The sequence below is a fragment of the Inquilinus ginsengisoli genome, from assembly GCF_050434925.1.
Lineage (GTDB): Bacteria > Pseudomonadota > Alphaproteobacteria > DSM-16000 > Inquilinaceae > Inquilinus > Inquilinus ginsengisoli_B.
In genome coordinates, this window is record NZ_JBNDJK010000001.1 from 7253504 (window position 1) to 7265686 (window position 12183).

At 68.9% G+C, this 12183-nt stretch carries 8 protein-coding genes; 2 read left to right on the forward strand and 6 right to left on the reverse strand.

Annotation, left to right across the window (positions count from 1 at the left end; genetic code table 11):
• Positions 1–8: 8 nt before the first annotated feature.
• The 4 genes from QFZ27_RS34085 to QFZ27_RS34100 form a co-directional block, all read right to left on the reverse strand.
• Positions 9–800 carry an ATP-binding cassette domain-containing protein gene (locus QFZ27_RS34085; protein WP_429230939.1) on the reverse strand — a complete coding sequence of 264 codons (792 nt, stop codon included), beginning with the start codon at positions 798–800 and terminating at the stop codon, positions 9–11.
• A gap of 67 nt (positions 801–867) precedes the next feature.
• Positions 868–1809, reverse strand: a complete 942-nt coding sequence (locus QFZ27_RS34090) for an ABC transporter substrate-binding protein (protein ID WP_429230940.1) — start codon at positions 1807–1809, stop codon at positions 868–870.
• 59 nt (positions 1810–1868) lie between these two features.
• Entirely contained in the window at positions 1869–2885 is a 1017-nt protein-coding gene (locus QFZ27_RS34095; RefSeq protein ID WP_429230941.1) for a LacI family DNA-binding transcriptional regulator, read from the reverse strand.
• 86 nt (positions 2886–2971) lie between these two features.
• On the reverse strand, positions 2972–3895 hold the full coding sequence (locus QFZ27_RS34100) for a LysR family transcriptional regulator (RefSeq protein WP_429230942.1): 924 nt from the start codon (positions 3893–3895) through the stop codon (positions 2972–2974).
• A 135-nt stretch (positions 3896–4030) separates the two neighbouring features.
• On the opposite strand from QFZ27_RS34100, the gene QFZ27_RS34105 reads away from it, so the two are divergent.
• Positions 4031–4741 carry an SDR family NAD(P)-dependent oxidoreductase gene (locus QFZ27_RS34105; protein ID WP_429230944.1) on the forward strand — a complete coding sequence of 237 codons (711 nt, stop codon included), beginning with the start codon at positions 4031–4033 and terminating at the stop codon, positions 4739–4741.
• A gap of 345 nt (positions 4742–5086) precedes the next feature.
• A complete protein-coding gene (locus QFZ27_RS34110; RefSeq protein WP_429230946.1) occupies positions 5087–5455 on the forward strand; it encodes a YciI family protein in 369 nt (122 codons plus the stop codon).
• 76 nt (positions 5456–5531) lie between these two features.
• Here the strand turns inward: QFZ27_RS34110 and QFZ27_RS34115 are convergent, their stop codons facing one another.
• A complete protein-coding gene (locus tag QFZ27_RS34115) occupies positions 5532–7310 on the reverse strand; it encodes an adenylate/guanylate cyclase domain-containing protein (RefSeq protein ID WP_429230948.1) in 1779 nt (592 codons plus the stop codon).
• Positions 7307–12136 carry a PKD domain-containing protein gene (locus tag QFZ27_RS34120; protein ID WP_429230949.1) on the reverse strand — a complete coding sequence of 1610 codons (4830 nt, stop codon included), beginning with the start codon at positions 12134–12136 and terminating at the stop codon, positions 7307–7309. The genes QFZ27_RS34115 and QFZ27_RS34120 overlap by 4 nt, the downstream gene beginning before the upstream one ends.
• Between the last annotated feature and the right edge of the window lie 47 nt (positions 12137–12183).

Consider the following 12183-nt stretch of genomic DNA (forward strand, 5'->3'; position numbering starts at 1 on the left):
CGCCGCGCTCATGCCCGCGCCTCCGGGCCCGCGGCCATGCGGGCCGAGCGGGCGGTGAACTTGCGGCCGACGATCAGGTCGACGACCTCCTCGATATTGGTGTCGGCGATGTTTCGCTCGGCGATGGCGCGGCCCTCATACATCACCTGGATGCGGTCGCAGACCAGGAACAGGTCCTGCAGCCGGTGGGTGATCAGGATGACACTGACGCCGCGGGCGCTGACCGTGCGGATCAGCTCCAGCACCGCCTCGACCTCGGCGACGGCCAGCGCCGCGGTCGGCTCGTCCATGATCAGCACCTTGGGGTCGAAGGACGCGGCGCGGCCGATGGCGATGCTCTGGCGCTGGCCGCCCGACAGGTTCTCGACCTTCAGCCAGGTGTTGGGGATGCGGATGCCCAGCCCGTCCAGCATCGTCCGCGCCTCGGCATGCATCCGCCCCTTGTCGAGGAAGGACAGGCCGAGCATGCCGCGCCGCGGCTCGCGCCCCAGGAACAAATTACCGGCGACGTCGACCGTGTCGCACAGCGACAGATCCTGGTAGACCATCTCGACATGGTGCCGGCGGGCATCGGCCGGGCTGTCGAAGTGCACCGCGGCGCCGTCGATCTCGATCGTGCCGGCATCCGGGATCACGGCGCCGGACAGCACCTTGCTCAGCGTCGACTTGCCGGCGCCGTTGTCGCCGACCAGCCCCAGCACCTCGCCGCGGCGCAGGGTCAGGTCGACATTCTCGAGCGTCTGGATCGCGCCATAGCGCTTGCAGATGCCGCTCATGCGGACGCGGACGGGTTCGTCCAACAGTCCCTCCATGCTTGATCGCTGCGACGGCGGCTGCCCCTCCGGGCGAAGGGGCAGCCTCGGCGGGTTACTTGAACATGCCGCGGAACTGGTCGACATTGGCCTTGGTGACGATGGTGACCGGCACGTTGATGATCGCCGGCACTTTCTCGCCCTTCTTCAGCTTCAGCAGGCTCTCGACTGCGACCTTGCCCTCGGTCGCCGGGTCCTGCTGCACCACGGCGGCGACCCAGCCGGAATCGATGCCGGCGATCGCCTGGGCGGTCAGGTCCCAGCCGAACACCTTGATGTCGCCGGTGCGGCCCTGGCTGGTGACGGCGGAGACGGCACCGATCAGCGCCGGCTCGCCGGTGGCGTAGAGCGCGGTCATGGCCGGGTTGGCGGTCATCAGGTTCTCCGACGCCGTCAGGGCGACGTCCTGGACGTTCTGGCCGTCCACCGTGTCGACGATGTCGACCTTCACGCCCGAGGCGGCGAGCGCCTTCTTGAACCCGTCCAGCCGCTGGTTCTGGATGAAGGAGTTCAGCGCGCCGATGACGCCGAGCTTGGCGCTGCCGCCCATCTGCGCCTTGACGTAGTCGGCGGTGTGCTTGCCGATCTCCTCGCCGGCCTTGAGGTTGTCGACGCCGACGAAGGCGGCGTTGTCGCCGTCCGGGATCTGGGCGTCGACCGCGATCACCGGAATGCCGGCCTGCTTGGCCGCGGTGATCGCCGGCTTCACCCCGTTGACGTCGATCGCCACCAGCACGATGCCATCGACCTTCTGGGTGATGTAGTTCTCGATCGCGTCGTTCTGGGCGCTGGGCACGTTGTTGGCGTTGAAGATCACCAGCTTGGCGCCGGCGGCATCGGCCGCCTTCTGCGCGCCCTGGTTGATCTGGTTGAAGAACAGGGCCTGCTGGTTGATGGTCACCAGCGCGATGGTCTCGGCCCGCGCCTGGGCGGTGAAGGCCAGCATCGCCGTGCCGGCCAGCGCCGCGGCGGACATCAGTGCGTTCAGTCGGGTCATGAAGCTCTCCTCTGCGTGGTGTTGTTGTCGCGTTTCTTCCCCGGCGGCAGGTGTCGCGATCAGCCTGCCGCGTTGGCCTGCCCCGGCGGCGGTCCGACGGATTTTCGGATCACCAGTTCGGTGGGCAGGCGTTGGATCGGCGGCGTCTCCTCGCCCCGGATCTGCGCCAGCAGCGTCCGGATGCCGAGCCGGCCGAGTGCCTCGATCGGCTGGCGCACGGTGGTGATCGGTGGGCTGAGGAGGTCCGCGAAAGGCATGTCGTCGAAGCTGGCGAGCGAAAGGTCGCCCGGCACAGACAGGCCGCGGGTCGCCAGCTCCTGCAGCACGCCGATGGCGATGTAGTCGCTGCCGCTGAACACGGCGGTGGGCCGGCCCTCGGCGAGGATCGCCCGGGTGGCGTCGCGCCCGAACTCCCGCTCATAGGCGCCGAACCGGACCATGCCGTCCGCGACCGCCAGCCCGGCCCCGGCCATCGCCTGGGCGAAGCCGGCGAAGCGCTCGCGGCTGCTCAGCAGCTGCTCCGGCCCGCCGATATGGGCGATGCGGCGATGCCCGGCCGCAATCAGGTGGCGAGTGGCGTCACAGGCGCCGGCCTCGTTCTCGACGAAGATCCGGGTGACCCTGGCGCCCGGCACGTCCTCGTCGAGCAGGACGACGTCGGTGCGCCCGTCGATCAGGTCCCGCAGGCGGCCGTCATCAACCCGGTTGGTCAGCACCAGCAGGCCGTCGACATGGCGGGCGGCCAGCCGGTCGATGCTGGCGGCCTCCATCTCCAGGTCGCCACCGGTGCTGCTCAAGAGGATCGAGAAGCCGGCGTGCCGTGCCTCGGCCTCTGCCGCCGCGGCCAGCGCGGCGAAGAACGGGTTGGCGATCTCGGGCGTGACCAGGCCGATGGTCTCGGAGCTGCCGAGGCTGAGGCGCTTGGCCAGCAGGTTCGGGCGATAGTCCAGCCGCTTCGACGCGGCATCGATCCGCCCGGCGGTCTCCGCCGGCAGCTCGATATTGCGGTTCAGGTAGCGCGAGACCGTGGCCGGTGAAACACCCGCCTCCCGCGCGACGTCGCGTATGGTCGCCATCCTGCCTCCGACCATCACGCTAGCTGCTGAAACCGGTTTAGTAAACCGGTTTCAGCCCGTCCAGACAACCGCGAAATGGCATGCGCTCACGGATAGGCATTCCGGCCCACCGCCATGATGGTGTCGCGAAGCCAGCGATGCGCGGGGTCGGCATCCAGGCGCGGATGCCAGATGGCGGATATGGCGAATTCCGGCGTCCGGACCGGCAATTCGAAGCTCTCGAGCCCGAGACTGGCGGCATGATCGGCCGCCAGGGCATTGCCGAGGCACGACCGCGGCACGACCGCGACCAGGTCCGAACGGCGGGCGACCCGCATCGCATCGGGATGCCCCGGAACGACGAGGAGCACCGTCCGCTTCAGGCCCAGCTCCGCCAACGCATCGTCGACCGGCTCGAAGAAATCCCCCTCGCGCGACGCCACGACATGGCTGCAGGCGGCATAGCGTTCCGGCGTCACACTGCCGGCCGCCAGAAGCGGATGCCCGGTCCGGGCGACGCCGACACGCCGGTCCCGGAACAGCAACTGGGTCCGTACTTCCGGCGCCGCGGTCCCGAGCACCCCGATCTCCAGATCGATCAGCCCTTCCCGAAGCGGTTTGGCATCCTTGTCGGGCTTCGGCGCAAAGCGGAGGCGGACATGCGGGGCAACAGCGGTGATTGCCGCCATCAGCGGAGCAGCCAGGAGTTCCACGAACCCCTCGCCGGCGCGGATCGTGAAGATTCGACGCAGTGCGGCAAGGTCCAACCGTCCGGCGGCCGGCCGAAGCACCGCCTGGGCGTCATGGGCGAGCGCATGGACACGGCTGCTCAACTCTTCGGCATAGGGTGTGGCGGCGAGGGCACGGCCGGCCTGTACCAGCAGCGGATCACCCGTCGCGAGGCGAAGCCGCGCCAGCGTCCGGCTCATGGCAGAGGGACTCAGACCGAGCCGGCGGGCCGCTCCGGTCACGCTGCGCTCGGCGAGCAGCGCGTCCAGCGCGACGAGGAGGTTGAGATCCACGCTTTGCATGGCCCTGGGATAGCCCCATCGGCCCGGCCAAGCATAGCGTCAGATGCAATCATTCATTGATTCCTGTGCGTCTGGTGCAAACCGGCACGGTCCGTCATATCAGCGGCCTGCGTCACCAGCGAAGGCATCGAGCCCATGCCCCTCTCCATCGATCAGCACCGCCGCACCATTCTGCTCATCGGCGCGTCACGCGGTCTCGGCCATGCCATGGCGGCCGAGTTCCTGAAACAGGGATGGAACGTCGTCGGCACGGTGCGCGGTGGGGGAACCTCGCTGCACGACCTGGCGGACGAGTACAGCGGCCGGGTCGAGATCGAGATGCTCGACATCTGCGAGCCCGGTCAGATCGCGGCGCTGCGCGACCGCCTGTCCGGCCGGATGTTCGACATGCTGTTCGTCAATGCCGGGATCGCCAACCGGGACCCGACGCAGACGATCGGCGAGGTATCGACCGATGATTTCGTCCAGGTCATGGTCACCAATTCGCTGAGCCCGATGCGGGTGATCGAGAGCCTGGAGCCCTGCGTTGCCGCGACGGGTCTGATCGGGGTGATGTCGTCCGGGCAAGGCAGCATCGGCAACAACGAGACCGGCCAGCGAGAGCTGTATCGCGGCAGCAAGGCGGCCCTGAACATGTTCATGCGAAGCTTTGCGGCCCGCCGGGCCGGGACATCGCGCGCCATGGTGGTGATGGCGCCAGGCTGGGTCCGCACCGAGCTGGGCGGCCCGCACGCAAGGCTCTCCATCGAGGAGAGCGTTCCCAGCCTGGTGAACGTCCTCATCGCGAAGCAGGAAACCCCGGGCCTGCAGTATCTCGACTATCTGGGCCGCACTGTCCCGTGGTGATCTGTGCCCGCCGAATTCCCGGCGAAGATAGGACTATCGCCCCGACCTGCGCGACCTGTGACCGGGGCTGCCGGGATTCAGTCCGACCCGGAGCGTGGTGGGGATAGCCCCGGGTCGGACTGGATGGCGCCTAAGACCACGGCATCCGCGCGTATTTAGCGCCGCGCTGCCAGGGGCAGTCGATCCCCCATTTTGAGGGGATCGGTCCGTGCCTGCTGCGTGTTCGTGGTTCGCCAGCCAGCCGCACTCGGTGCAAAAAAGTGCCGGGCAATGTCGATTTCCGGAAACCCCGTTCGTCGTTCCGGTACCAGGCCGTTGCGGCCGGTTCTGACAAGGAGACGGACGATGCGCGTGATGGTGTTGGTGAAGGCGACCGACGACAGCGAAAAGGGCTTTGTCCCCACGCCCGAGACCATGGCGATGATGGAGGCGATGGGCAGATACAATGATGAGCTGCGCAAGGCCGGCATCCTGGTTATGGCCGACGGCCTCAAGCCCTCCTCGCAGGGCAAGCGCGTTGCATTCGACGGTCCCGGCCGTACGGTCATCGACGGGCCTTTCGCCGAGACCCGGGAGCTGGTCGCCGGCTTCTGGCTCTGGGACGTCAAGGACATGGACGAGGCGGTCGCCTGGGTGAAGCGCTGCCCCAATCCCATGCCGGGACCGAGCGAGATCGAAATCCGGCCGCTGTACGAGATGGCTGATTGGCAATGAGGCTCTGACGCCGCGCTGGCGGCCTTCGCAGCGGCGCTTCCATTGACATGGGCCAGGCTGCAGGCCCCCGGTCGCTTCAGGCAACCGCGCGGCTCGCCGGCTGGATGTCATAGACGCTGAGCGGCGCGCTCTTGCCCTTGAGAGCGATCGGGTCGAGCGCCCGGAACGCGAGCGGCAGGTCCAGGCCAGTCGCACCATCGACCACGGCGATGGTCGCGAGCGTCTGTCCCGGCTTGGCGGCGGAGCACAGGCGGGCGGCAATGTTGACGTGATCCCCGAGCACGGTGAAGTCCATGCGATTCCGTGCGCCGATCGCGCCCATCACCACCTCGCCCATATCAATACCGATGCCGATCGCGAGATCCCGGTCGGGGCTGGCGGCCGAAACGTCGGCCATGTGCGTCTGCATGGCCGCGGCGCAGCGCAGGGCGTCGGCGGCCATGGTCGGGCCTTGGAACACGGCCATGACCTGGTCGCCGACGAATTTGTCGATGTCGCCATTGTGGGCGGCCACCAGATCGGCCTGGGCCGCGAGATAGAAGTTCAGCGTCTCGACCACCGTCTCCGGGTCGCGGCTTTCGGCGAAGGCCGTGTAGCCGCGGATGTCGGCGAAGAGGATCGCGACCTCGCAGCGGCTGCCGCCCAGGCGAACGCCGGCTTCGTCCGACTGCCGGATCGCATCCATCGTGCCGTGGGACACGAATTTAGCCAGTTCGAAGCGTTCGTTGATTTGCACGATCATGTTGTTCATGCGCTTCGCCAGCTCGCCGATCTCGTCCCTGGAGCGCACGTTCCGGACCTGGATACGGTAGTTTCCCTTGGCCACCTCGTTCGCCGCCTCTCCGATCGAGAGGATCGGGCGGCTGATGCGGTGGGCGAACACCGCCGCCCCCAGCACGGCGACGGCGAGCCCGCCGATCACCCAATAGACAAGGCTCTCGATCATGACGTCGGCGGCGTAATACGCATCGGCCTCCTTCTGCTCGACGATGACGGTCCAATCGAAGCTGCGGGCGAAGGCGAAGGTGCCGAGCATCGCGGTGCCGTCCGGCCGCGCATAGGTGTCGACGCTGATGGCGCGGGCCTGATCGCCCACGCGCGCGGCGAGGGCCTTGCTCACGATTTCGCGCCGGCTCAGCTGCTTGACGCCGCCGGCCTCGTCCAGCTCCGGGTCGAACAGCTTCCGCCCCCGCGCGTCGACCGTGGTGATCGTGCCGACCTGGCGGAACGGCTGGCTGGCGATGAAATCCCGGATGCGGCGCAGATCGATCCGCGCCGAGAGCACCGACCGCGCCCCGCTGAAGCGGCTGTCGAGCGGGAGGACCACGGTGGCGAGCCAGGAATCGGTCTTCGGCTCGTAATCGACGGCGGTGACCCGCGCCGCCGTTCCCGCATCGGGCATCGCGGCGAGGATCACCTCCGGCGGCACGCGCAGCACGTCCAAAGGCTGGATGCCCGCTTCCGTGAGCGTCGTGCTGAACCGGTTCTGCGAGATCACCAGCGGCAGGCGGCCGCCATCGAGGGTGATCTGCAGCGCGACGATATCCGGCAGCTGGGCAATGCCATGGGTGAGGATGGCGACCTTCTCGCCGACGCTCGCCTGCTCGCTGTCGACGGCGCTGCGGATCATCAGGAGGGGGGCCAGCCAGGCACGCTCATAGATGTCGTCGATCTGGCCGGTGACCTCGCGGACCGTGGTGACGAGCCGCTCATTGGCCGAGCTCTTCATCTCGTCGCGGGCGATCCGGATCAGCGACTGCCCGGCGAACAGCAGCGGCAGCGCCGCGATCAGCGCGGAGAACAGCAGCAGCTTGCGGCGAAGGCTCAGCGACAGGATCCAGGACAGCGAGCTCACTCCTGGGGTCCGGGCGCGGGCGTCTCGGTCACCTGCAGCGGCGACCGCCGGCGGACCGTGGCGACAGTGTCGTCGGTCGCCACGCCGCAGGGCAGCCCCGAGCTGTCGGTGACCGTGAGCGCCACCGGGATCTCGCCGGTCTGCCGGAACAGGTGGCGGACGCGCTCGCCGGTCTCGACCGTGCCGTCGCCGAGCCGCCACACCTGCGTCAGGGCACCGCCGTCAGGGTCACTGGAGCGCGAGCCGTCAAGCAGCACGGCATCCGCCGCGCCGCCGACAAAGGCTTCGAAAGGCGGTCCGGCATCGGCGATCGGCGGCGTGTTGACCACGACCCGCGTCGACCGGCTGGCGGCGGCGCAGCTCGACTCCGTGTCGTCGGTGACGGTCAGCACGACATCATAGGTCCCCGGCTTTGCGAAGACATGGGTGGCCTTCGCGTCCTGGGCGCTCTCGCCGTCGCCGAAATCCCACCGATAGCGGACGATCTGGCCGTCATCGTCGTAGGACGACGTGCCGTCGAAGGCGACCTCGGTCATCGGGCAGACCAGGCGCTGCGGGCCCGGCACCGGCACCGGCGGACGGTTCACGTGCAGGATGCGGGTCTGCGGCCGGCGGCTGACCGCCAGGGCATGGCCGTCATCGGGGATGACCGTCACGTCGTAGCGGCCCGGGTGCTCGAACCGCCGGACAAAGGTGCGGGCACCGTCCTTCACGCCGGCGTCACGCCAGCCCGCACCAGCCGGCTTCGCGGCGGGGTCGACGACAAGGCGGACATCCTCGCCCATGCAGGCCGCCGCCGGCAGGCCGATCTCGGGCGCGGGCGGCGGGCGCACCACCAGCATCTGCTCGACCGTCGCGGACGAGTTCTCCACGCCGGCCTCGTCGGCGACCGTCAGGCGCAGCTTGCGGATGCCGGCGGTCGTAAAACGATGGTTGACCCGGACCCCGGTCGCCGTCTCGCCGTCGCCGAAATCCCAGCTGTAGGCGGCGATCGCCCCGTCCGGATCATGCGATCGCCCGGCATCGAGCAGCAGCTCCTCGCCCTGGGAGATGCTCTCGGGCGCCGTGATCACGGCGACGGGCGGGGCGTTGATGTCCACGACATGCGTGCCGGCCACCCGCTGGCAGGTGGGCGAGGACGAATCGCTGGTCACGGTCAGGGTGACCTTCTTCCGGCCGGGTTCGGTGAAGCGGTGTGTGACGACCGCACCCTCGGCGGTCTTGCCGTCGCCGAAATCCCAGCTCCAGCCGGTGATCCTGCCGCCCGGCATGGCGGAGCCCGAACCGTCGAAGGTGACGTGGCCGAGCGGCGCCGACGCCCGGGCGACGATCTTGACGACCGGCCCTTGCAGGATCCGGACCGACATCTCGTCGGTGGAGTGCGGATCGCATTTGCCGAAGCGCTGGCCTTCGATCTTCAGGAACACACGGTAATCGCCGGGATGTTCGTAGATATGGTTCGGCTTCTCACCGATCGCGGATTTGCCGTCGCCGAAATCCCAGTCGTAGCGCTTGATCGTCCCGTTCGGGTCGAAGGAGCGCGAGGCGTCGAAATCGATCGGGGACATCGCGCAGGCTTCGATATCCGGCCCGGCATCGGCATAGGGGCCCTGATCGACCTTGACCGAGATCCGGTCGACACCGTCGCTGTTCGACAGGTTGGCGCTGTCCTTCACCGACAGAGTGACCGGATAGACCCCTTCGCTGCGATAGGTCTTGGTCGGGTTGACGATGCCGGAGCTGGTCCCGTCGCCGAAATCCCAGGTGTAGCGCAGCGCACCGCCCTGCGGATCGACGGATTTCGATCCGTCGAAGGTGATCACGTCGCCGGTGCAGACCTCGCGGTTGCCGCCGGCATTCGCGATCGGCGGCTTGTGGATGATCAGGGATCGGGCGGCCTGGTCGACCGAGTTCCGGAAGCCTTTGCCATCATCGACGACGAGGATGATCGGGTAAGTGCCCCCGACGGCATAAGTGTGCTGCACCGTCGCGCCGGTGGCGGAGGCGCCGTCGCCGAAATCCCAGCGATAAGTCAGGGCATCCCCGTCCGGATCGACCGAGGCGGTGCCGTCGAAGGACACGACCAGGCTTTCGGTCACCTCATCATCGCCGGGGTCGGCAACCGGCGCGTGATTGACCGCGATCTCGACCTCGCGGGACTCGAAGCCGTTGGACGCGCCGCTGTCGTCGGCCACGGTGAGGCGGGCGGTGTAGAGCCCGGGCTCGGTGAATGTCCGCTCGACCTGGGCGGTGGATACGGGTTTGCCGCTGTCGCTGAAATCCCAGCGATAGCTGACGATCTTGCCATCCGGATCATAGGAGTTCGCGGCGCTCAGCCGGACCACGTCGCCGGGCGCGGCGATACGGTCGGCGCCCGGGTCGGCTACCGGCGCGGCGTTGACGGTGATCCTGGCCTCCTTGTAGTCGACGGCATCGGCATCGCCGCTGTCGTCGGCCACTGCGAGCCTGACGTCATAGATCCCCGGCCGGGCGAAGCTGTGCGACGCGACCCGGCCCTTTGCCACGCTGCCGTCGCGGAAGTCCCAGCGGTAGTCGGTGATGTCGCCGTCCTGGTCGAGCGAGCGGCTGCCGTCGAACACCACCTTTTCGCCGGGGGCGACGATCCGGTCGGGCCCGGGGTCGGCGACCGGCCGGGCATTGACCACCACGGTCAGGCTGTCGGCCGCCGCGTTCAGCTTCGTTCCCGACCGGTCGGTCACCGTCAGGCGGACCTGATATCGGCCATGGGTCTCGTAGACATGGGTCGGCCGGGGTCCGGTGCCGGTGCTGCCGTCGCCGAAATCCCAGGCGTAGTCCGCGATCGCATCGTCCGCATCGGTGGAGGCGGTGCCGTCGAAGGTCACGGCGCTGGCGGTGACCAGCTGATCGGCGCCGGCCAGCGCGACCGGCGGGGCGTTCACCCGCACGCTGAGCGTGCTTTCATTGGTCGCCGAATCGGTGCCGGAATCGTCCCGCACGGTCAGCTTGACCCGATAGAGGCCGGGCTGGCTGAAGGCGTAGGTCGTCTGTTCCCCGGTCCCCGAGCGGCCGTCGCCGAAATCCCAGTCCCAGGCCAGGAGGCGGCCATCCGGGTCGCTGGAGGCCGAGCCGTCGAACACCAGCGGCTCGCCGATGGCGGCGGTCCGGTCGAGGCCGGCAACGGCCAGCGGCGGAGCGTTGACCACGATCGTGGCCGTGGCCGATGCCGTCGAATTGGGCAGGCCGGCGTCGTCCGTGACGGTCAGCGCGACGGTATAGGTGCCGGGCTTGTCATAGGCATGGGGCGGCTCGGCGGCCGTGCTGCCCGTGCCGTCGCCGAAATCCCAGGCATAGGCCGTGATCCGGCCGTCGGGATCGAAGGAGCGGCGGCCGTCGAAGGCGATGCTTTCGCCCATCGCGACGCGGCGGCCGGGGCCGGCGACGGCGACCGGCGTCGTGTTGACGACGATCGAGGCCTCCGCGGTGTCGGCGCCGCAGGGCTCGCGCGAGCCGTCATCGACCGTCAGGCTGGCGAGATACCGGCCCGGCTTGTCGAAGCGCCGGGTGACCTTGGCGCCGGCGAGGGTGGCTCCGTCGTTGAAGTGCCAGGTCAGGCGCCGGATCGGCAGCCTGCCGGCCACCGACCCGCTGCCGTCGAACGTGACCTCGGCGCCCGTTGCCGCGGATGCAGGGGACGCGATGCGGGCTTCCGGCGGCACCTGCACGTCGACCGGGAGATCGGTTGCGGCCCCGTCGCCGATCCTGGCGGAGGAGCCGAGCACCTCGATACGGGCCTGGTACCGGCCCGGCGCCGCATAGTCGTGGCGGACCAGCGGACCGTCGGCGGTGGCGCCGTCGCCGAAATCCCAGCGATAGGTCAGCGGACCGCCTTTCGGGTCGACGGACCTGCCGGCATCGAACGAGACCGACCCGCAGGCCGCGAGATCGACCCGGTCGACCGCCGGCTTCGGCCGGACGAGGGCCGGCCACAGCGTCACCGGAAGCTCGAACCGCACCGGCGCGCCCGCGGCATCGGCGATCATGAAGGTGGCGTCGTTCGGCATCTCCACGCCCCGGCCGAAGTCGAGAGCGGCCTCCGCCCCCGGCGTGCCCGGGACGGGAGAGACCTCGGTCGTCCGCCACTCATCCTGGCCGGACGCCTTGAGCGGAACCGAGGAGAAGGCGGTCGTCAGTTGCAGGGATCCATGGGCCAGATCGAAGCCGTGGACCACCAGCCGGTCGGACCCTGCCGGCGGGCGGAACCGCAGCTGCGCGAAGGTCTTCTGATCGGGGACGCGGACCACCGGCCGGTACGCGAAGATCTCCAGCCCCTCGGGCTCCACCTGCCGGGTTTCGCGGGCGCTGACCGCGACGTCATAGACATTGCCGGCCGCCCCCTCGAGCCCCTGCACCAGAAGGCGGAAGATCCGCCGCCCGTCCACGGCTTCGCCCTGGCGGGGATCGACGACGGCCACATTCCGCCACTGGCCGATCGCCTCCGGCTCCGCGCCAAAGGTCTTCTCCGCGATCAGCGTGCCCGCAGCCGACTGCTCGGGCGAGGGAACGGCGGGAACCAGCGGGGGAATCGCAAACGTGCCGGAGCCGCCGAACACCGCATAGCGGGTCCGGTTCGCCCCGGCCGGCCCCATCGTCTGGTCGAATTCCGGGCCGATTCCGGGATCGAACACATTGATCCACAGCCGCTCGGTCGAGCCTTCCGGCACGCTGACATAGATCGTCTGCTCGCGGTAGAAATCGCCTTCCCGGGTGGGCGCATCCCGGCCGAAGGTGATCAGGGCCGGCCTCTCTTCGGCCTGCGCCGGCGACGCCCATGCCCCCGCCAGCATAGCCCCCATCAGCATGACCGGAGCGATGCCGAACGCTGTTTTCCCTG

Excerpts from the sequence above, each read along its gene's own strand:
- QFZ27_RS34100 (WP_429230942.1), bottom strand. The coding sequence starts at position 3,895 with ATGCAAAGCGTGGATCTCAACCTCCTCGTCGCGCTGGACGCGCTGCTC.
- QFZ27_RS34110 (WP_429230946.1), top strand. The coding sequence starts at position 5,087 with ATGCGCGTGATGGTGTTGGTGAAGGCGACCGACGACAGCGAAAAGGGC.
- QFZ27_RS34095 (WP_429230941.1), bottom strand. The coding sequence starts at position 2,885 with ATGGCGACCATACGCGACGTCGCGCGGGAGGCGGGTGTTTCACCGGCC.
- QFZ27_RS34090 (WP_429230940.1), bottom strand. The coding sequence starts at position 1,809 with ATGACCCGACTGAACGCACTGATGTCCGCCGCGGCGCTGGCCGGCACG.
- QFZ27_RS34120 (WP_429230949.1), bottom strand. The coding sequence starts at position 12,136 with ATGCTGGCGGGGGCATGGGCGTCGCCGGCGCAGGCCGAAGAGAGGCCG.
- QFZ27_RS34105 (WP_429230944.1), top strand. The coding sequence starts at position 4,031 with ATGCCCCTCTCCATCGATCAGCACCGCCGCACCATTCTGCTCATCGGC.